An 18,585-nucleotide genomic window follows, 5' to 3' on the forward strand; every position below is an offset into this window, starting at 1 on the left:
GTTTCAATGGAAATTTTCGACTACGACAACATCCTGCTGCTGCCGCGCAAGTGCCGCGTGGAAAGCCGCTCGGAATGCGATGCCGGCGTGGAGCTCGGCGGGCGGCGCTTCCGCCTGCCCGTGGTGCCCGCCAACATGAAGACGGTGGTCAACGAGTCCATCTGCACCTGGCTGGCGCAGAACGGCTACTTCTACGTCATGCACCGCTTCGACCTGGACAACGTGGCCTTCGTGCGCGAGATGCAGGCCAAGGGCAGCTTCGCTTCCATCTCGCTGGGCGTGAAGGCGCCCGACTACGCCACCGTGGACACGCTGGTGGCCCAGGGCCTGTGCCCCGAGTACATCACCATCGACATCGCGCACGGCCACGCCGACAGCGTCAAGAAGATGATCGGCTACCTGAAGGAAAAGCTGCCCAAGGCCTTCGTGATCGCGGGCAACGTGGGCACGCCGGAGGCGGTGATCGACCTGGAGAACTGGGGCGCCGACGCGACCAAGGTGGGCATCGGCCCCGGCAAGGTCTGCATCACCAAGCTCAAGACCGGCTTCGGCACCGGCGGCTGGCAGCTCAGCGCGCTCAAGTGGTGCGCGCGCGTGGCCACCAAGCCCATCATCGCGGACGGCGGCATCCGCTGCCACGGCGACATTGCCAAGAGCGTGCGCTTTGGCGCCAGCATGGTGATGATCGGCTCGCTGTTCGCCGGACACGAGGAATCACCCGGCCAGACGGTGGAAGTCGACGGTGCGCTCTACAAGGAGTACTACGGCTCGGCCAGCGACTTCAACAAGGGCGAATACAAGCACGTGGAAGGCAAGCGCATCCTGGAGCCGATCAAGGGCCCGCTCGCGCACACGCTGATCGAGATGGAGCAGGACGTGCAAAGCTCCATCAGCTACGCCGGCGGCACCAAGCTGCTGGACATCCGCAAGGTGAACTACGTCATCCTGGGCGGGGACAACGCAGGCGAGCACCTCTTGATGTGAGGCGCCGCCCGGCGCTTCACACGCCCAGCAGGCCGCGCGCGAGCTGGTGCAGGCGGTGACCCGGCTCCACCAGCGCGTCCAGCGCGCTGAAGTGGTCCCGCCCCGGCAGTTCTTCGCAGACCCGAACCACGTCGCGGCCCCAGGCCTCGCGGATGAGGTGGTTCTGGCGGTGGTACTCGCCGCTTTCCTGGCCACCGACCACGGCCACCAGTTCGCCGCGCCCCTGCCGCAGCCCGGGCGAGGGCAGGCGCGCCGGGCTGGCCTTGCGCACCTGGTCCGGCGTGAGCTTCAGCGAGGACTGCAGGGACGGCGCCAGGCGCAGCGGCTCCAGGTCGAACAGGCCGGACACCGACAGCGCGTTGCGGACCAGCGCGGCGGGCAGGTCGGCGCCCACCTGGGGCCAGCGGCAGGCCAGCATCATGGCCGCCAGCTGGCCGCCCGCCGAATGCCCCGCCACCGTGATGCGGCTCGGGTCGCCCCCGTGCACCGCGATGTGGCGGTGCGTCCAGGCCAGGGCCTGCGCCATCTGCAGCGTGATGCCCGGGACGGTGGTGGCCGGGCACAGCGCGTAGTTCGGCATCACCACGCACACGCCCAGGCGCTGGAACAGCGGTGCCAGGAAGGAGTGGTCGGACTTGTCCAGGGCGCGCCAGTAGCCGCCGTGGATGAAGAACAGCACCGGCGCGGCACCGCCGGCGCCCCCCTGGGCCGGGAAGACGTCCAGCTGTTCGGCGGGCCCGTGCCCATAGCGCAGATCGATCAGCGCCCCACCCCGCTCGCGCACCTGTTTCGAGTCCCGGGCCCAGCGCTCGAAGTACGCCGGGTGCTCGGGCACCCGGGCGCGGTTGTTGTATTCACGGTCCAGCCAGGCCGGGTCTCGGGGGAAGGGCGATTGCATGGCGGGCGATTGTGTCATGGGGGCTTGGGGTATTCCCTCTGAGGACGCCGGCGCCGGCACCGCCTGGGGTATGCTGCGCGAATTCCGTATACAGAATTCGCACCACCCGCCTCGGCCCCATGACCGCGCAGTTGTTCAGGATCGAATCGACGCCCGATCTGGCCGACCAGGTCTACCGGGCCTTGCTCGACGCGATCAGCTCGGGCGCGCTGCGGCCGGGCCAGCGCATCCGCCAGGAAGAGCTGGCCGAGCGCTTCGCGGTGTCGCGCCAGCCGGTGATGCAGGCCCTGCGCCTGCTGCGCAAGGACGGCTTCGTGCAGGACGCGCCCCAGACCAGCGGCGACCCCGGCCGCGTGCGCGGCCTGCAGGTGACGCCGCTGGACGGGCGCTGGATCGCCCAGGTCTACCAGGTGCGCGTGGCGCTGGACCGCCTGGCCGTGCGGCTGGCCGCCCAGCAGCGCACCGTCATCGACCCCGCCGTGCTCGAGGCCGGCCGCGCCGCCGAGCGCCGCGACGACGTGAAGGCCCTGATCGACACCGACCTGGCCTTCCACACCGCAATCTACCGCGCCGCCGGCAATCCGCTGATCGAGCAGAGCGCGCTGCTGCACTGGCAGCACATCCGCCGCGCCATGGGCCTGGCGCTGCAGCTGGAACACCTGCGCGAGCCCGTGTGGGACGAGCACGAGGCCATTGCCCGCGCCATCGCCCAGGGCGACGCGGACGGGGCCGAATCGCTCATCGCCGAACACGCCGACAATGCCTGCGGCACCCTGGCCGAGCAGATCGCCCACGCCTCGGCCGAATCCGCCGAGGACGACACCGTTCAACTCCGTGGTCCCCAGCTATCTCGATAGCCGGTCCACTTGCGCGGTCCTCGGCGCGAGCCGGGGACCGCGATTTTTTTTGCCCGAATGCCGCCTCCGCGCCCTGCCCTGAAGGGACACGCACCGTGACCGACTCCCCTGCCGCCTCGGCAACCACTCCCGCCCACGCCGTCGCCGTGCTCGGCATCGGCCTGATGGGCTTCCCCATGGGCCGGCGCCTGTGCGAAGCCGGCTGCGCCGTGGGCGCCTGGAACCGCTCGCGCACCAAGGCCGAACGGCTCGCGCCCTTTGGGGCGCGCGTGGCCGGCACGGCCGCCGACGCCGTGCAAGGCGCCGACATCGTCATCACCATGCTCGAAAACGGCGAGGTGGTGGAGGACGTGCTGTTCCGCCAGGGCGTGGCCGAGGCCCTGCCCCGTGGCAGCCTGGTGATCGACATGTCCTCGATCCAGCCGCGCCAGGCGCGCGACCACGCGGCCCGCCTGGCCGCGCGGGGCGTGCACCACCTGGACGCGCCGGTCTCGGGCGGCACCGTGGGCGCCGAGGCCGGCACCCTGGCCATCATGGCCGGCGGCAAACCGGCCGACGTGGAGCGCGCGCGCGCCGTGCTGGAGGTGCTGGGCCGCGTCACGCACGTGGGCCCGCACGGCTCGGGCCAGCTCGCCAAGCTGGCCAACCAGATGATCGTGGGCATCACCATCGGTGCCGTGGCCGAGGCGCTGCTGCTGTGCGAAAAGGGCGGCGCCGACATGGCCAAGGTGCGCCAGGCCATCACCGGCGGCTTCGCCGACAGCCGCATCCTGCAGGTGCATGGCCAGCGCATGGTGGAGCGCGACTTCGGCAAGCGCGCCGCGATGGCGGTGCAGCTGAAGGACATGCGCAACGCGCTCGGCACGGCGAAGGAGATCGGCTTCGAGGCACCCATCACCGCGCTGTTCGAGCGCCTGTTCGCCGAGGCGGCGGAACATGGCCTGTCCGACCTCGACCACTCCGCGCTGTTCGTGGAACTCGCCAGCCGCAACGGAATGGCCTGACAAAAGATTCGCTAGAATGCGCGCTTCGTGGGGACGTAGCTCAGCTGGGAGAGCGTCGCGTTCGCAATGCGAAGGTCGGGAGTTCGATCCTCCTCGTCTCCACCACCGAACTGAAAAAGGCCTTGCTCCGCAAGGCCTTTTTTCTTGTCAGCACGGCAGCCCGCGCTGCGCGGTGTTCTCCGCCTCGATCGCGCGCTGGAAATGGGCCAGGCCCAGTTCGTTGAGCACCTTCTTGAAACGCCCGGCCACCTCGGGCGCCAGTTGCGCGAGGCGCGCGCACACCTGCCGCGCCGAGGCGTCGAGCGCGTCGTCGGCCACCACCTGCCACACCATGCCCCAGGCCTGGGCCTGCGCGGCGCCGATCGGCTCGCCGAGCAGCACCAACCCCTTGGCGCGCGCCAGGCCCACGGCAGCGGGCAGCGTGGCCGTGAGGCCGCCGGTGACGAACACGCCCAGCGAGGCCTCGGGCAGCTTGAACCGCGCGCCCTCGGCAGCGATCACCACGTCGGCGTCGAGCGCCCACTCCAGGCCTGCGCCAACGGCCCAGCCCTGCACGGCGGCCACCACCGGCTTGGGCAGGGACACCAGGGCCTGCGCCACGGCCTGCACCAGCCGCAGGTCGTCCTGCGTCGGCGGCGCCCCCAGGTCGCGCCCCGCGCAGAACACCGGGCCGGCGCCCCGCAGCAACAGCACGCGCACCGCGTCGTCGCGCTCGGCCAGCGCGATCGCCGCCAGCAGCGCGCGCGCGAGGTCGTTGTCGATGGCGTTGCGTTTCTCAGGCCGGTTGAGCGTGAGCGCCATGACGCCGTCGCGGACCTCGACCAGAAGCTTGGCTGGGTTCATGCGGGCTCGACTCCAAAGTGGTGAAGCACATTGCGCAGCAAGGCACCGAACGCCTCGTCGGCCCCGAGCACCCAGCTGGCCCCCACGGCCCCGGCGTTGAATACGCGGCCGCCCTGGGGACGCTCCCAGTAGACCATCTCGGCGGACAGCCCGTCGAGGGACTGCGTGGCGCCTTCGAAGAAGTCAAGGTAGGCGTCCAGCCGGCCCGGCACGCGGCGCACGCCCTCGGCGAGCACCTGCAGGCCGGGATGATCGCGCGGCAGCTCGGCGCCGCGCGGAATGTGGTGGGTCATGCGGCGCAGCGTGGCGATGCTCAGGTCCCACTCGTGGCCGATGGCGCGTGGCAGGGCGCCGCCGGGCCCGTGGCCGAAGCTGTCGCCGGCGCGCAGGCCGGTCTCGTGCGGCCGGTGAAACAGGAAATGGCCGGCGTCGCGCACGCGGTAGACACCGAAATCCGAGGCATCGGCGAAGGCCCAGCCCGCAGTTTCCAGGCCGATCAGCTCGCTGCACGAGCGGTCGTTGAAGCGCCAGAGGCCACCGCGCTCGCCGTCCTGGCTGTGGTACTGCTCGCCGTGCACGCCGCCGGGCGCCGCGTGCTTGTCCAGCGCCGCCTCGTGCTCGTCGGCGGGTGTCAGCGTTTTGCGCTGCTCCATCACCGTGGCGTCTTCATCGAAGCTCACGCGCCAGTACAGGGAGTTGCCCGACAGCACCACCGCGCTGCCGCCCCCGCGCAGGTAGGCGTCCAGGCCCTCGAAGGCCGGTGCCGACCAGTACTCGCTGTGGCCGTTGATGACCACGCTGCGGTAGCGGCGCAGCAGACCGGGGTCGCGGTGAAGGTCGAGGTCGCTCACCACGTCGTACGCGTAGCCCTGCGCGTCGAGCCAGCGGTGCAGGCAGCGCTCCAGGCGCGGACCCTGGCTGAAGCCGCTGCCCTCGGGCGCGTAGAAGGCGTCGGGCGCGGCGTTGGGCCACGGCAGGCGCAGGCCGGCGTAGTAGGTGGGCTGGCCCTTCCGGTGGGGCGTGTAGTGGTTGTACTCGGGGGCGTCGGGGTGGCTGTTGGGCAGCGGCGCGGCGCGGCGCGGCCAGTGCGCCGGGCCCGACACGTTGCGCGCGAACGGCGACGCGGCGTAGGCGCGCCAGCTGTTGGTCGCGCACAGCACCAGCAGCGGCGCGGGCGCGGCGTCGGCGGCCGGCCGCACGACGACGCTCACGTCGTAGCGCACGGGCCGGCCGTCCACTTCGCATTCGAAGCGGCCCACGTGGATGCCGGGCTTCGCCCCGCGCGGCACCGTCACGCGGTGCGATTCGGCCCAGCGGCAATCCACGAGGTCGTCGCTTGCCAGGCGAAGGCCGTGGCCGCGCAGGCGGTCGCTGGCGGCGGCGTACTCGCCTTCGCGGCGCGAAAAGCGCGGCACCCGCGCGGGGTCGAAGGCCGGACCGACGACCATCCAGGTGCCGTGGTTGATGAGGCGGCCGTCGCGGGCCTGCCCGCTGGCGTCGGCGATGCGTTCGCCGCGCTGCTCGCTCAAGGGCCAGCAGGCCAGCACGCCGGGGCCCTGCGCGGCCTGCAGGCCGCGCTGCGCGCCACGCTGGGCGATCTCGGCGGCGCCGAGCGCGCGGCCGTAAAGCGCCGGCATCACGAGGTCCGCGTCCAGAAAGTGCGTGGCCACGCCCCCCGCCGACGCGGCGCCCAGGCGCAGCGCGGCGCGGCCCGCCCGACCAGGGCCCGCCGCGCCCTGCGCCACCCGGCGGCCGTCGATCCACAGCGACAGGTGGCCCTGGTGCAGCACGGCCACCAGGTGCGCCCATTGGCGCGGCGCCAGGGCCGGCCCGGTGAGCCGCGAACGCCCCAGCCGCAGCATGAGCGTGCCGTCGGCCTCGATGAACAGGCCGACGCCTTCGTCGGCCACCTCGTCGTCGCATTGCGCGATCACGGCCTGGCGCTCGCCGAAGCCCCAGGGCATGAGCCAGCACTCCAGGGTGAGCGCCTCGAGCGCGTCCTCGGGCAGGCCGCGCTCGATGTGCACGTAGGAGCCGGGGTGGATGGCCTGCACCCGCGCCGGGTGCTCACCGCCGGCGTGCAGCACCGGGTCGCGCGAGGCGTCGTCGGCGTCGGGCCCCAGCGCGCAGAAGGAAAAGCGGTAAGGCACCGAACTGCTCACGTGAAAGCCGATGGCCTCGCCGGCCGCCACGCTGACGGCGCTCGCATAGGCGTGCAGGCCGGGCAATGCGATGGCCCGGTGCGGCGGGATGACCGCGCTCAAGCGAGGCCCCGACCGCGCACCTCGTCGTGCAGGTCGGCCAGCGCGCGCTCCAGCAACTCCACCAGCAGGTCGAGTTCGGCGTCGCTGGCGGTCAGCGGCGGGGTGACCATCTGGAAGTCGCCGAACTCGCCGCGGTTGGCTCGCCGGTTGTAGAGCGCGATGCCGTGGCGCAGGCCATGCTCCGTGAGGCGCGCGGGGGCGTTGAAGTCCACCGGCAGCGCCCGTCGGCTGGCCTTGTCCGCCACCAGCTCGATCGCGCCCAGCAACCCCAGGCCGCGCACGTCGCCCACCAGGGGGGAGCGCGCCGCGAGCGCATGCAGCCGGTCCTTCAGGTAGGCGCCCGCGGCCTGCGCGCGTGCCACCAGGTCTTGGCGCACCACCTCGTCGAGCACCGCATTGGCCACGGCGCAGGACAGCGGGTTGGTGAAATAGGTGTGGCCGTGCACGAAGCCGCCGCTCGCGGCGACCGCGTCGACGATGCGCTCGGGCGCCAGCACCGCGCCCAGCGGCGTGTAGCCCGCGGCCAAGCCTTTGGCCAGCGTGACCAGGTCGGGCCGCGCCTCGGGCCAGTGGTGCGCGGCCAGGAAGCGGCCGGTGCGGCCGGCGCCCGACATGATCTCGTCGAACACCAGCAGCACCCCGTGGCGGTCGCAGATCTCGCGCACGGCACGGAAGTAGGCCGGCGACGAGACAACCGCGCCGGTGGACAGTCCGCCGATGGGCTCGAGGATGAAGGCGAGCACGCTGTCGGCGCCTTCGCGCACGATGGTGTCTTCCAGCGCCTGCGCGCAGGCCGCCTCGAAGGACTCGACGCTGTGGCCGTCCGGCACGCGGTAGGACAGCGGCGCCGCCACCTTGGGCTGGGCGCGCAGCATCGGGCCGTAGAGCGCGTGCGCGCTGGCGTCGCCGGTGACGGTGAGCGCGCCCAATGTGGCGCCGTGGTAGCTGGGGTTGCGCGAGATCACTTTCCAGCGCCCAGGCTGGCCGCTGACCACCGCGTACTGGCGCGCGAGCTTGAGCGCCGACTCGTTGGCCTCCGAGCCCCCCGAGACGAAAAAGGCGCGGTCCAGGCCCGGGCCCGCGAGCGCACACACGCGGTCGGCCAGCGCGATGCTGTCTTCGCTCTCAAAGAAGCGCGGGTAGGCGAAGGTGACCTTGCGCGCCTGCGCCTGCATGGCCTGCAGCACCGCGGGGTTGCCATGGCCGATGTTGGTGACCACGGCGCCCGAGGTGGCGTCGAGGTAGCGGCGGCCATCCTCGTCCCACAGGAACACCCCTTCGGCGCGCGCCACGCGCGGTGGGCGCGGCGTGCCCTTGGGCGCGTAGAAACCGAGAACCGATCCGCCCGCCGGCGTATCGCCCACCGTGCGGCGGGCCGTCGCTGTCTGCATGTCCACCTCGTCGTCAGTCCGCGGTGAAACCGGAGGCCTTGACCACCGGCGCCCATTGCGCGAGGTCGCTGGCCAGCAGCTGGCCGAGTTCGGCGGGGCTGCTGGGGTTGGCTTCCATGCCCAGCTTGAGCAGGCGTTCCTGGATGTCGGGCGTGGCGAGCACCTTGCGCGTCGCGGCGTTGAGCCGCTCCACCAGCGCCGCCGGCGTGCCGGCCGGCGCCAGCAGCGCGGTCCACTCCAGCGTGTCGAAGCCGGCGATGCCGAGTTCCTTCAGCGTGGGCACGGTGGGCAGCAGCTGCGCGCGCTTGGCGCCGTTCACCGCCAGCACACGCAGCTTGCCGGCCTGGTGGTGCGGCGCGACGTCGAGGATGGGCAGGATGCCGGCCTGGATCTGGCCACCCAGCAGGTCCTGCACCAGCGGCGCGGCGCCCTTGTAGGGAATGGCCTGCAGATCGACCTTGTTGTCCTGGCCCAGCCGGTAGCCGAGGAAGTGCGACACGCTGCCGGCCGCGGGCACGCCGAAGTTGCCGGCCTGCGGGTTCTTGCGCGCCAGGTCCAGCCACTGGGCGATCGAGGTCGCGGGCACGCCGCTGGGCACCGACAGCGCCTCGAAGAAGCTGGTGAGCCGCACCACGGGCGCGAAGTCCTCGGCGGGCTTGTACTTCGCCCCCTTGGTGGTGAGCGGCAGCATCACCATCATGTGGCTGTTGGCGACCAGGATGGTGTTGCCATCGGGCGCCGACGCGCGCACGTACTCGGCCGCGATCTGCCCGCCCGCGCCGGGGCGGTTGTCCACGATGATGGCCGTGCCGAGCTCGTCCTTGAGCTTCTCCGCGACCATGCGCGCGAGCGCATCGGACGAGCCACCGGCCGTGTAGCCGACGACCAGGCGCAGGGGCGCCTTGGCGGTCTGCGCGTGGCCGATCGCGGGCAGCGCGGCCAGCGCCGTCAGGGCGGAGCAAAGAAGGAACCGGGACAGTTTCATGGGCGGACCTGTGGGATGGAAAAGGGTCCGCGCAGTATTTGGCAAAGGCCCGCGGCCGAGTAGTATGCCGACCCCGATAAGCTTGATACGCCACACGTATGACGGCCAAACTCGATCGCCTGCAGCTCATCACCACCTTCCTGGCCGTGGCCGAGCGGCGCAGCCTGTCGGCCGCCGCGCGCGCGCTGGGCACCACGCAGCCCACCGTGAGCCGGCGCCTGCGCGACCTGGAGCAGTTGCTCAACGCGCGCCTGGCCACGCGCTCCACGCACCGTTTCGACCTCACGGCCGAGGGCGAGGAGCTGCAGCGCCGCGCCGTGGCCTGGGCCGACGCCTGGAACGAGTGGGAAGACGCGCTGAAGGTCAGCGCCGGTCTGCCCAAGGGCAAGCTGTCGCTGATCGGACCACACGCCTACGGGCACGCCTTCCTGATGGACGCCGTCCGCCTGTTCCGCGAACGCTACCCGCAGGTGGAGGTGGAGCTGCGGCTCACCGACCGGCCGGTGGACATCGTGGGCCAGGCCTGCGACTGCTGGATCCGCGTCGGCAGCAGCGCCGACCAGTCGCTGCACGTGCGGCCCATCGGCCGCATGCGGCGCGTGCTCGTGGCCTCGACGGCATTCGCGGCGCGGCACCGCGTCCGCGCGCCGGAAGACCTGTCGTCCCTGCCCTTCGTTGGACTGATCCCCTACGTGATGGACCGCCTGCCCATGCACACGCAGGACCAGACCGAGCGCCGCACCGTGCCGATCCGCACCCCCTTCACCACCGACGGCCTGCTGGCCAGCTACCGCGCCATGCTCGAAGGGCTGGGCATCGCGGCGAGCGCGCGCTGGCTGTGCGGCCCGGACATCGCCAGCGGCCGGGTCAAGCGCATCCTGCCCAAGTGGGAGCTCGAGCCCATCGCCATCGAGGCCGTGTCCGTCGCCGGCCGCTTCCGGCCGGCCCGCATCAACGCCTTCATTGACGTGCTGTGCGAGGTGATGGCGGGCGTGGAAGGCTTCGATCCGGCCTGAGCCCGGGCCGGGCGCCGGCCACTCAGCTGCCCATGTCGAGCAGCGCGTCCACGTTCAGCAGGGTGATGCCACCGTAGCCGGTGCGGATCCAGCCCTGCGCGCGCATCCGGCTCAGCGCCTGGTTGCAGCGCGGCCGCGACAGCGAGGCCATGCTGGCCAACTCTTCCTGCGACAGGCGCAGCTGCGGCGATTCGCTGGGGTTGTGCAGCGGGTGCAGCAGGCCGCACAGGGCGCGCGCCACCTGGGCGTCGGCGTCGAGCAGGCTGTGGTCGGCGTGCTTGCCCATGAACCAGTGCAGGCGTTCGTTGATCTGGCGCAGCAGGAACTCGTTGAACGCGGGCTGCGTGTCGCGCAGCGCCAGGAAGGTGTCCAGCGGCATCAGCGCGACGCGGCTGTCGCGCAGGGCCACCACGTCCGCGTTGCGGGGCTTCTGTCGGATCAGCGTGCCTTCGCCGAACCAGCTGCCGCCGAGCTGCCCGCCCAGCGAGACGCTGCGGCCATCGGCGCTCGACACCGACCATTTGAACAGCCCGTCGATCACGCCATACCAGTGGCCGGGCAGGTCGCCGCGGCGACCGAGCGACTCGCCCAGGGGCACCACCACCTCGATCAGGTCCCCACGCACCCTGGCCTGCACGGCCTGCGGCAGCGCGCGAAACCACGGCGACTGGGCCAGCAGGCCGTCGAGCGTGGGTGGGGGGGCTTTGGGTCGGCGCAAGTTCAAGGGAAAACCCTTGGCTGAACTGTCATCGGGTGAACTGTGAGGATACCCGCGGCTGCCCGGAATGGCCCCATGCAAGCAGACCCCCACCCCGACGGCTACGGCCAACTCCTGTGGACCCCTTCGGCCGAGCAGGTCGCCTCCAGCCGGCTGGCGCACTACCAGGCCTGGCTGGCCGAGCACGAGGGCGTGCGCACCACCGATTACCACGGGCTCTGGCGCTGGTCGGTCGATCACATCGAGGACTTCTGGGCCTCCATCTGGCGCTACTTCGACGTGGTGGGCGAAGGCCCGCTCGCGCCGGTGCTCGGCCAGCGCGAGATGCCCGGCGCGACCTGGTTCCCGAACACCCGCCTGAACTACGCCGAGAACATCTTCCGCCAGGCCAGCGCCGAGCGCCCCGCCCTGCTCGCGCGCAGCGAGGACGCGCCCTGGAGCGAGGTGTCCTGGGCCGAACTGGAGCGCGACACCGCGGCGCTGGCCGCGCGCCTGCGCGAACTGGGCATCGGCCCCGGCGACCGCGTGGCCAGCTACATGCCCAACCGCGCCGAGACCGTGGTGGCTTTCCTGGCCTGCGCGAGCATCGGCGCCATCTGGTCCAGCTGCGCCCCGGACATGGGCCCCACCGTGGTGCTGGACCGCCTGCGCCAGATCGAACCGACACTGCTCTTCGCCACCGACAGCTACAGCTACAACGGCAAACGGCACGACCGCGCGCCGCAGGTGGACGAACTGCTCGCCGCCCTGCCCAGCGTGCGCCACGTCGTGCAAGTGTCCGGCCCGCTGCAGGCGCAGCGCGGCGCGCCGGCCTGGCGCGACCGCCTGGCCTGGGCCGACTGCATCGCCACGCCGGCGCCGCCGCGCTACGAGCGCCTGCCCTTCGACCACCCGCTGTGGATCGTCTACTCCTCGGGCACCACGGGCCTGCCCAAGGCCATGGTGCACAGCCACGGTGGCATCGTGCTCACGCACCTGAAGACCTGCGCGCTGCAGCACGACCTGCGGCCCGGCGACCGCCTGCTGTTCCTGGGCAGCACCGGCTGGATCGTCTGGAACCTCCAGCTCGGCGCCCTGTTCACCGGCGCGAGCATCGTGCTCTACGACGGCAACCCCAATTGGCCGGACCCGGGCGCGCTGTGGCGCTTCATCGACGAGCGCCAGGTGTCCCTGCTCGGCTGCGGCGCGGCCTACCTGATCGCCGCCAAGAAGGACGGCCTGCGCCCGCGCGACATCGGCCCGCTCAAGCAACTGCGCGCCATCAACGTCACCGGTTCGCCGCTGCCGGTGGACGCGTACCACTGGGCCTACGAGGCGATCAAGCCCGACCTGTGGCTGGCCTCGATCAGCGGCGGCACCGACATCGCCTCGGGCTTCGTGGCCTGCGCGCCCACGCTGCCGGTGCACGCGGGCGAGATCCAGTGCGCCGAACTGGGCGTGGCGGCCTACGCCTTCAACGAGGCCGGCCAGCCCGTGGTGGACGAGGTGGGCGAGCTGGTGATCACCCAGCCCATGCCCTCGATGCCGGTGCGCTTCTGGAACGACGAGGGCGACCGCCGCTACCGCGAAAGCTACTTCGAGACCTTCCCCGGCGTCTGGCGGCACGGCGACTGGATTCGCTTCACGCCGCGCCACACCTCGGTCATCTACGGGCGCTCGGACAGCACCATCAACCGCTTCGGCATCCGCATGGGCACGGCCGAGATCTACCGCGTGGTGGAGGAACTGCCCGAGGTGCGCGACAGCCTGGTGGTCGACCTGGAGTACCTGGGCCGCCCGTCCTTCATGCCCCTGTTCGTGGTGCTGCAGCCCGGCCTCACGCTGGACGAAGCGCTGCGCCAGCGCATCACCGACCAGATCCGCCGCAAGGCCTCGTCGCGCCACGTGCCGAACGAGGTGGTCCAGGTGGCCGACATTCCGCGCACCCTGAGCGGCAAGAAGATGGAGGTGCCGGTGCGCAAGCTGCTGCTGGGCGCCGCGGCCGACAAGGTGGCCAGCCCCGACGCGATGCAGAACCCGGCCAGCCTCGACTTCTTCGTGGCCTACGCCGACCGACTGGAGCACGCCCGATGAACCTGGACACCGAACTGCACCGGCTGCGCGAGGCCTACGCGGCGCGCCACCCCGAGAGCCTGGCCCGCCACCAGGCCGCCACCGAGGTCATGCCCGGCGGCAATACCCGTTCGGTGCTGTTCTACGACCCCTTCCCCCTGGCCATCGCGCGCGGCGAGGGGGCGCGCCTGTGGGACGCCGACGGCCACGAATACACCGACTTCCTCGGCGAGTTCACCGCCGGCCTGTACGGCCACAGCCATCCCGTGATCCGCGCCGCCATCGACGCCGCGCTGGACGGCGGCATCAACCTCACCGGCCACAACCTGCTCGAAGCCGAACTCGCGCGCCTGGTCACGCAGCGCTTCCCTTCGCTGGAGCGCCTGCGTTTCACCAACTCGGGCACCGAGGCCAACCTGCTGGCCATCACCGCCGCCCGGCACTTCACCGGCCGGCGCCAGGTGATGGTGTTCAAGGGCGCTTACCACGGCGGCGTGCTCACCTTCGCGGGTGGGCCTTCGCCGGTGAACGTGCCCTTCCCCTTCGTGATCGGCACCTACAACGACAGCGCCGGCGCCGCCGCCCTGGTGAAGGAGCACGCGGCCGATCTCGCCGCCATCGTGGTCGAGCCCCTGCAGGGTGCGGGCGGCTGCATCGTCGGCGAGCCCGGCTTCCTGCGCGAACTGCGCCGCCTGGCCAGCGAAGCCGGCGCATTGCTCGTCTTCGACGAGGTCATGACCTCGCGCCTGGCGCCCGGGGGCCGCCAGGCCCAGCTGGGCATCCGGCCCGACCTGACCACCCTGGGCAAGTACATCGGCGGCGGCATGTCCTTCGGTGCCTTCGGCGGCCGCGCGGACGTGATGGCGATGTTCGACCCGCGCGCGCCGGGCCACCTGGGCCACGCGGGCACCTTCAACAACAACGTGCTGAGCATGTCGGCCGGCATCGCGGGCCTGAGCCGCGTCTACACGCCCGAGGCGGCCCTGACCCTCAACGCGCGCGGCGACGCGCTGCGCGAGCGCCTCAACGCCAGCTGCCGGGCGCACGGCCTGGCGCTGCAGTTCACGGGCCTGGGCTCGCTCATGAACCTGCACGGCACGGGCGCCGCGATCCGCAGCGTGGACGACGTCCCCGCCAGCGAGCGCTTCGTCAAGGACCTGTTCTTCTTCCACATGCTCGAACAGGGCTTCTACCTGGCGCGGCGCGGCTTCACCGTGCTGTCGCTGCCGCTCACCGACGCGGACCTGGAGCGCTTTCACGCGGCGGTCGAGGCCTTCCTTCAGCGCTACGGGCCGGTGCTGCCGCGCTGAACGCGCGCCGCGACGGGGCCCGGACCCCGTCGCGCGTGATGCATAGCTTTCTTCAATACCTGGCTGGAGAAATTTGAATGGCGTGGATGGCCCCCTGAGGCCCTGCGCGTCACGGAACGGTCACGCGGGCTCGAAAAACTCGCGCCATGACCCATCCCGTCCTTCGGGCGCAAGACCTGCGCCGCACCTACGGCACCCGCGTGGCCCTGCGCGGCGTGTCCTTCGACGTCCGACGCGGTGAGCGCGTGGCCCTGCTCGGCGCCTCGGGCTCCGGCAAGTCCACGCTGATCCGCTGCCTGAGCGGCCTGGAGACCACCGACCCCGGCGCCGGCCGCATCGAGGTCTTCGGCCAGGCGCTGCAGGAGGGCGGCCGCCACAGCCCGCGCATCCGCGCCCTGCGCCGGCGCATCGGCGTCATCTTCCAGCAGTTCAACCTGGTGGGCCGCCTGGGCGTGATGAGCAACGTGCTGACCGGCCTGGCCGCCGACACGCCGCTGTGGCGCGGCCTGCTCGGCCGCTACACGCTGGCGCAGCGGGCACTCGCGCTCGACGCGCTGGACACCATCGGCCTGGCGCCCCAGGCCTTTCAGCGCGCGTCCACGCTGTCCGGCGGCCAGCAGCAGCGCGCCGCCATCGCCCGCGTGCTGGTGCAGGGCGCCGAACTGGTGCTGGCCGACGAACCGGTGGCCTCGCTGGACCCGCAATCCACCCGGCGTGTGATGGACCAGCTCGCCGCCCTCAACCGCGACGCCGGGCTCACGCTGATCGTCAGCCTGCACCAGGTCAGCCTGGCCCGCCGCTACTGCCACCGCGTGCTGGCGCTGCGCGACGGCGAACTGGTCTACGACGGTCCCAGCGCCGCGCTCACCCCCAGCTTCCTGCAGCAGCTGTACGGCACCGCGGCCGAGGAGCTGCTGCACGACGACCACGACTTCGCGGCCCCTGCCGCCGAAGCGCCGCCGCTCGCGTTGGCCGCCTGAACCGGTTCTCGCGCGGCCCTTCCGTTTCCCTTCGCCAAAGCCACCACCATGTTCAAACACAAAGCCCTCTTCGCCCTCGCCGCCACCCTGATCGCCAGCAGCGCCACGCTGCACGCGCAGGAGATCAACTTCGGCATCATCGCCACCGACACCGCCTCCACCCAGCGCGAGCGCTGGGAGCCCTTCTTCCGCGACATGGAGAAGAAGACCGGCCTGACGGTCAAATCCTTCTACGCGCCCGACTACGCCGGCGTCATCGAGGCCATGCGCTTCAACAAGGTGCAGGTGGCCTGGTTCGGCAACAAGTCGGCCATGGAAGCGGTGGACCGCGCCAACGGCGAGGTGTTCGCGCAGGTCATGTTCGCTGACGGCAGCTTCGGCTACAAGGCGCTGCTCATCACGCACAAGGACAGCCCCTACCAGTCGCTCGACGACGTCTTCAAGCACTCGAAGTCCATCAACTTCGGCATCGGCGACCCGAACTCCACCTCGGGCTTCCTGGTGCCCACCTTCTATGTGTTCGCCCAGAACAAGGTGGACTACCGCACCCGCTTCAAGACCATCCGCAACGCCAGCCACGGCGCCAACATCCAGGCCGTGCTGGCCAAACAGGTGGACGTGGCCACCAACAACACCGAAGAGATCGAGAAGCTGCGCGCCAACAAGCCCGAGCTGCTCGCGCAGCTGCGCGTGATCTGGGAAAGCCCGCTGATCGCCAGCGACCCGTTCGTCTGGCGCAAGGACCTCGACCCGGCCGTCAAGGCCAAGCTGGCGAACTTCGTCGTCAACTACGCCAAGTCCGACGCGCAGGAGAAGGCGATCCTCAAGAACATCTACAACTACGGCGGCTTCCGCGCCTCGACCAACGCGCAGCTGATCCCCACCCGCCAGCTGGAGCTGTACAAGGACCGCAACAAGGTCGCGAACGACGCCGCGCTGGACGCCGGCGCCAAGGCCAAGGCCCTGGCCGAGATCGACGCCAAGCTCGCGCAGCTGCAGCCGTGAGCGTGGCGCACCCCATCAAGGCCAGCGCCGCTTCGCTGGCGCAGCTGCGCGAGCGGGCCGCCGCCGAGCGGCCCGGCCCGGGCACCTGGGCCACCTGGGCGGCGGTGGCGGTGCTGCTCGGCTGGTCGTGGCGGGGCGCCGAGATACAGCCCTTCGCCCTGGTCGACAACGCCGGCAACATCGCCACCTACGCGCGCGAGTTCTTCCCGCCGGACTTCCACGACTGGCGCATCTACGCCCGCGAGATGCTGGTCACGCTGCACATCGCCGTCTGGGGCACCGTGCTGGCGGTGCTGGCCGCGGTGCCGGCCGGTCTGCTCTGCGCCTCGAACATCGCGCCGGCCTGGGTGCACCAGCCCATGCGCCGCCTGATGGACGCCTGCCGCGCGATCAACGAGATGGTGTTCGCCATGCTGTTCATCGTCGCCGTGGGCCTGGGTCCCTTCGCCGGCGTGCTGGCGCTGGCGGTGCACACCACGGGCACGCTGGCCAAGCTGTTCTCGGAGGCGGTGGAGGCCATCGACCCGCGCCCGGTGGAAGGCATCCGCGCCACCGGCGCGCACAAGCTGGTGGAGGTCGTGCACGGCGTGGTCCCCCAGGTGCTGCCGCTGTGGATGAGCTTCACGCTCTACCGCTTCGAATCGAACGTGCGCTCGGCCTCGGTGGTCGGCATGGTCGGCGCCGGCGGCATCGGCGTGGTGCTGTACGAGGTGATCCGCAGCTTCCAGTACGCGCAGACCGGCGCGGTGCTGCTGATCCTGGTGGTGACGGTATCCCTCATCGACCTGGCCTCGGCGCGCCTGCGCCAGCGCTTCATCTAGCTAGAGGAAACGGGCGATCTGCTGCACGTCTTCCTCGAACAGCTGCCCGACCTCCGACATCACCACCCGCCCGTCCCGGCCGCGCACGCAGGTGACGGGTATGGCCTTGCCCGGGCGGGGCATCACGCGCTCGATGGCGGGTGTGTGGTGCGCGGTGGGGAAGGTATAGCCCCGCCGCGCCATGTACTGGCGCGCGTCCTCGATGCGCTTGTCGACCGCCAGGCCCAGCATCAAGAGGCCGCGCGGGCGCTGCGCGTCCCACAGCTTCTGGATGAAGGGATTGGTGGCGCCACAGAAGGGGCACCAGCTGGCCCACCAGTAGACGAGCACCACCTGCCCTTGCGCCGCCGAGGCCTTGAAGGTGCTGCCATCGAAGAGCGGGGCGTCGGGCAGCGTCAGCGCAGTGCCGACCTGGGGCGGCGGTACCTCGTCGGCCGCCCGCGCCAAGGGCGCGCTGGCCAGCGAGGCGGCGCCCAGCGCCTGGAGAAGGGTTCGTCTGTCCATGGTCACTCCTTGCCGCGTGGCGCGCGCTGTGGCCTGGCGGGCGCCTGCGCGCGCAGCGCCTCCCGCAGGCGTTCGATGGAGGCCGCCTTGGCCGTGTCCGGTGGTCCGTGGCGGGTCACGAAGTAGGTGCTCCAGCCCGCGCTGGTCCTGAGCAGCGGGGCCACGCAGAAGTCCCGCTCGGGCAGATGGCGCGTGGCGTACAGCGGCAGCACGGCCACGCCGAGCCGGGCGCGCACCAGCTCCAGGGCGGTGGAGAGCAGTTGCACCTCGTGGCCGATGGCCAGGCCTTCGTGCGCGGCGAGCTGGTCCTGCAGCAGCAGGTTCCATTGGCCACCGGTGCGGCCCACCAGCACCAGGTCGGTGTGGTGCAGGTCGCTCCAGCCCAGCCCGCCGGCCCGTTCGGCCTGCTCGTCCAGCGCGCCGCCGCGCGCGCACACCACGGCGATGCGGTCCTCGAACAGCAGCGTGGAGCGCAGCTCGCCCGACAGACGCAGCGGCGAATCGATGGAGCCGACGGCGACGTCGGCCTCGCCCTGCAGGAGCATGTCGCCCAGCATGCCCACGGGGCGGTCGAAGAGCGCGATCTTCAGCTGCGGGTCGCTGGCCTGCAGGCGGGCGATGGCCGGCGGCAGCAGCGCCGCCGAGGAGAGCGAGCCGGCCGCCACGCGCAGCACGACGCGCTGCGCCGCGCCGCCCTGGCGCAGGTCTTTCAGCGCGCGATCGATCTCCAGGTCCGCGCGCTGGCCGGCGCGCTGCAGCTGCTCGCCGGCCTCGGTCAGGCTGATGACCCGCCCGCGCTGCACCAGGGGCATGCCGACCTCTTCCTCCAGTTCGCGGATGAGCGAACTCACGGCCGACTGCGTGATGAAGAGCTTCTCGGCCGCGCGCGTGAAGCTGCCGGTCTGGCCGATGAGGGCCAGGGCCTTGAGCTGGCGAAGGGTGGGCATGGCCGA

17 protein-coding genes and 1 tRNA gene are annotated in these 18,585 nt (G+C 71.5%); 10 read left to right on the forward strand and 8 right to left on the reverse strand.

The window, feature by feature from the left end; genetic code table 11:
* The first annotated feature begins 6 nt into the window (after window positions 1–6).
* Window positions 7–984 (forward strand): GMP reductase, encoded by a 978-nt coding sequence (locus DY262_RS05990; RefSeq protein ID WP_116958060.1) that lies wholly within the window; start codon window positions 7–9, stop codon window positions 982–984.
* A 16-nt stretch (window positions 985–1,000) separates the two neighbouring features.
* Here the strand turns inward: DY262_RS05990 and DY262_RS05995 are convergent, their stop codons facing one another.
* Window positions 1,001–1,882: an alpha/beta hydrolase gene (locus DY262_RS05995; protein ID WP_245980843.1), complete on the reverse strand. Its 882-nt coding sequence runs from the start codon at window positions 1,880–1,882 to the stop codon at window positions 1,001–1,003.
* Window positions 1,883–2,001: 119 nt separating this feature from the next.
* On the opposite strand from DY262_RS05995, the gene DY262_RS06000 reads away from it, so the two are divergent.
* The 3 genes from DY262_RS06000 to DY262_RS06010 all read left to right on the forward strand — a co-directional run bounded on the left by DY262_RS06000 (window position 2,002) and on the right by DY262_RS06010 (window position 3,848).
* The gene (locus tag DY262_RS06000; protein WP_116958062.1) at window positions 2,002–2,739 is read left to right on the forward strand and encodes a GntR family transcriptional regulator; all 738 of its coding nucleotides are present in this window, start codon (window positions 2,002–2,004) and stop codon (window positions 2,737–2,739) included.
* A gap of 95 nt (window positions 2,740–2,834) precedes the next feature.
* The gene (locus DY262_RS06005; protein ID WP_116958063.1) at window positions 2,835–3,743 is read left to right on the forward strand and encodes an NAD(P)-dependent oxidoreductase; all 909 of its coding nucleotides are present in this window, start codon (window positions 2,835–2,837) and stop codon (window positions 3,741–3,743) included.
* Window positions 3,744–3,772: 29 nt separating this feature from the next.
* Window positions 3,773–3,848 (forward strand) — tRNA-Ala (locus DY262_RS06010).
* Window positions 3,849–3,890: 42 nt separating this feature from the next.
* Here DY262_RS06010 and DY262_RS06015 read toward each other — a convergent pair.
* From DY262_RS06015 to DY262_RS06030, 4 genes are read right to left on the reverse strand one after another with little or no spacing between them, the layout of a single operon-like run.
* Window positions 3,891–4,586, reverse strand: a complete 696-nt coding sequence (locus tag DY262_RS06015) for an enoyl-CoA hydratase/isomerase family protein (protein WP_116958064.1) — start codon at window positions 4,584–4,586, stop codon at window positions 3,891–3,893.
* Window positions 4,583–6,850 carry a LamG domain-containing protein gene (locus tag DY262_RS06020; RefSeq protein WP_116958065.1) on the reverse strand — a complete coding sequence of 756 codons (2,268 nt, stop codon included), beginning with the start codon at window positions 6,848–6,850 and terminating at the stop codon, window positions 4,583–4,585. Before DY262_RS06020 ends, DY262_RS06015 begins: the two co-directional genes overlap by 4 nt.
* Window positions 6,847–8,241 (reverse strand): aminotransferase family protein, encoded by a 1,395-nt coding sequence (locus DY262_RS06025; RefSeq protein ID WP_116958066.1) that lies wholly within the window; start codon window positions 8,239–8,241, stop codon window positions 6,847–6,849. Before DY262_RS06025 ends, DY262_RS06020 begins: the two co-directional genes overlap by 4 nt.
* Before the next feature lie 13 nt (window positions 8,242–8,254).
* Window positions 8,255–9,226 (reverse strand): Bug family tripartite tricarboxylate transporter substrate binding protein, encoded by a 972-nt coding sequence (locus DY262_RS06030; protein ID WP_116958067.1) that lies wholly within the window; start codon window positions 9,224–9,226, stop codon window positions 8,255–8,257.
* A gap of 98 nt (window positions 9,227–9,324) precedes the next feature.
* On the opposite strand from DY262_RS06030, the gene DY262_RS06035 reads away from it, so the two are divergent.
* Window positions 9,325–10,242 (forward strand): LysR family transcriptional regulator, encoded by a 918-nt coding sequence (locus DY262_RS06035; protein WP_116958068.1) that lies wholly within the window; start codon window positions 9,325–9,327, stop codon window positions 10,240–10,242.
* A gap of 22 nt (window positions 10,243–10,264) precedes the next feature.
* Here DY262_RS06035 and DY262_RS06040 read toward each other — a convergent pair whose 3' ends face one another.
* The gene (locus DY262_RS06040) at window positions 10,265–10,960 is read right to left on the reverse strand and encodes a Crp/Fnr family transcriptional regulator (protein WP_116958508.1); all 696 of its coding nucleotides are present in this window, start codon (window positions 10,958–10,960) and stop codon (window positions 10,265–10,267) included.
* A 75-nt stretch (window positions 10,961–11,035) separates the two neighbouring features.
* Between DY262_RS06040 and DY262_RS06045 the strand changes: the two genes are divergently transcribed.
* The 5 genes from DY262_RS06045 (at window position 11,036) to phnE (ending at window position 17,128) form a co-directional block, all read left to right on the forward strand.
* Window positions 11,036–13,033, forward strand: a complete 1,998-nt coding sequence (locus tag DY262_RS06045) for an acetoacetate--CoA ligase (RefSeq protein WP_116958069.1) — start codon at window positions 11,036–11,038, stop codon at window positions 13,031–13,033.
* On the forward strand, window positions 13,030–14,322 hold the full coding sequence (locus tag DY262_RS06050; protein ID WP_116958070.1) for an aspartate aminotransferase family protein: 1,293 nt from the start codon (window positions 13,030–13,032) through the stop codon (window positions 14,320–14,322). The genes DY262_RS06045 and DY262_RS06050 overlap by 4 nt, the downstream gene beginning before the upstream one ends.
* Window positions 14,323–14,468: 146 nt before the next feature.
* Window positions 14,469–15,302, forward strand: coding sequence for a phosphonate ABC transporter ATP-binding protein (gene phnC, locus DY262_RS06055; protein WP_116958071.1), 834 nt, complete (start codon window positions 14,469–14,471; stop codon window positions 15,300–15,302).
* A gap of 48 nt (window positions 15,303–15,350) precedes the next feature.
* The gene (gene phnD, locus DY262_RS06060) at window positions 15,351–16,307 is read left to right on the forward strand and encodes a phosphonate ABC transporter substrate-binding protein (RefSeq protein WP_116958072.1); all 957 of its coding nucleotides are present in this window, start codon (window positions 15,351–15,353) and stop codon (window positions 16,305–16,307) included.
* 2 nt (window positions 16,308–16,309) lie between these two features.
* Window positions 16,310–17,128 (forward strand): phosphonate ABC transporter, permease protein PhnE, encoded by an 819-nt coding sequence (gene phnE, locus DY262_RS06065; RefSeq protein WP_425459287.1) that lies wholly within the window; start codon window positions 16,310–16,312, stop codon window positions 17,126–17,128.
* Here phnE and DY262_RS06070 read toward each other — a convergent pair whose 3' ends face one another.
* Together DY262_RS06070 and DY262_RS06075 are read right to left on the reverse strand one after the other, a co-directional pair.
* On the reverse strand, window positions 17,129–17,632 hold the full coding sequence (locus tag DY262_RS06070) for a TlpA disulfide reductase family protein (protein ID WP_116958073.1): 504 nt from the start codon (window positions 17,630–17,632) through the stop codon (window positions 17,129–17,131).
* Between the two features lie 2 nt (window positions 17,633–17,634).
* A complete protein-coding gene (locus tag DY262_RS06075) occupies window positions 17,635–18,579 on the reverse strand; it encodes a LysR family transcriptional regulator (RefSeq protein WP_116958074.1) in 945 nt (314 codons plus the stop codon).
* Window positions 18,580–18,585: the final 6 nt, after the last annotated feature.

It is taken from the genome of Hydrogenophaga borbori, assembly GCF_003417535.1.
Taxonomy (GTDB): domain Bacteria; phylum Pseudomonadota; class Gammaproteobacteria; order Burkholderiales; family Burkholderiaceae_C; genus Hydrogenophaga; species Hydrogenophaga borbori.

What these genes read in the sequence shown, in the direction of transcription:
- DY262_RS05990 (WP_116958060.1), top strand. Translation starts at nt 7, where the DNA reads ATGGAAATTTTCGACTACGACAACATCCTGCTGCTGCCGCGCAAGTGC.
- DY262_RS05995 (WP_245980843.1), bottom strand. Translation starts at nt 1,882, where the DNA reads ATGCAATCGCCCTTCCCCCGAGACCCGGCCTGGCTGGACCGTGAATAC.
- DY262_RS06000 (WP_116958062.1), top strand. Translation starts at nt 2,002, where the DNA reads ATGACCGCGCAGTTGTTCAGGATCGAATCGACGCCCGATCTGGCCGAC.
- DY262_RS06015 (WP_116958064.1), bottom strand. Translation starts at nt 4,586, where the DNA reads ATGAACCCAGCCAAGCTTCTGGTCGAGGTCCGCGACGGCGTCATGGCG.
- DY262_RS06025 (WP_116958066.1), bottom strand. Translation starts at nt 8,241, where the DNA reads ATGCAGACAGCGACGGCCCGCCGCACGGTGGGCGATACGCCGGCGGGC.
- DY262_RS06030 (WP_116958067.1), bottom strand. Translation starts at nt 9,226, where the DNA reads ATGAAACTGTCCCGGTTCCTTCTTTGCTCCGCCCTGACGGCGCTGGCC.
- DY262_RS06035 (WP_116958068.1), top strand. Translation starts at nt 9,325, where the DNA reads ATGACGGCCAAACTCGATCGCCTGCAGCTCATCACCACCTTCCTGGCC.
- DY262_RS06045 (WP_116958069.1), top strand. Translation starts at nt 11,036, where the DNA reads ATGCAAGCAGACCCCCACCCCGACGGCTACGGCCAACTCCTGTGGACC.
- DY262_RS06050 (WP_116958070.1), top strand. Translation starts at nt 13,030, where the DNA reads ATGAACCTGGACACCGAACTGCACCGGCTGCGCGAGGCCTACGCGGCG.
- phnC (WP_116958071.1), top strand. Translation starts at nt 14,469, where the DNA reads ATGACCCATCCCGTCCTTCGGGCGCAAGACCTGCGCCGCACCTACGGC.
- phnD (WP_116958072.1), top strand. Translation starts at nt 15,351, where the DNA reads ATGTTCAAACACAAAGCCCTCTTCGCCCTCGCCGCCACCCTGATCGCC.
- DY262_RS06070 (WP_116958073.1), bottom strand. Translation starts at nt 17,632, where the DNA reads ATGGACAGACGAACCCTTCTCCAGGCGCTGGGCGCCGCCTCGCTGGCC.
- DY262_RS06075 (WP_116958074.1), bottom strand. Translation starts at nt 18,579, where the DNA reads ATGCCCACCCTTCGCCAGCTCAAGGCCCTGGCCCTCATCGGCCAGACC.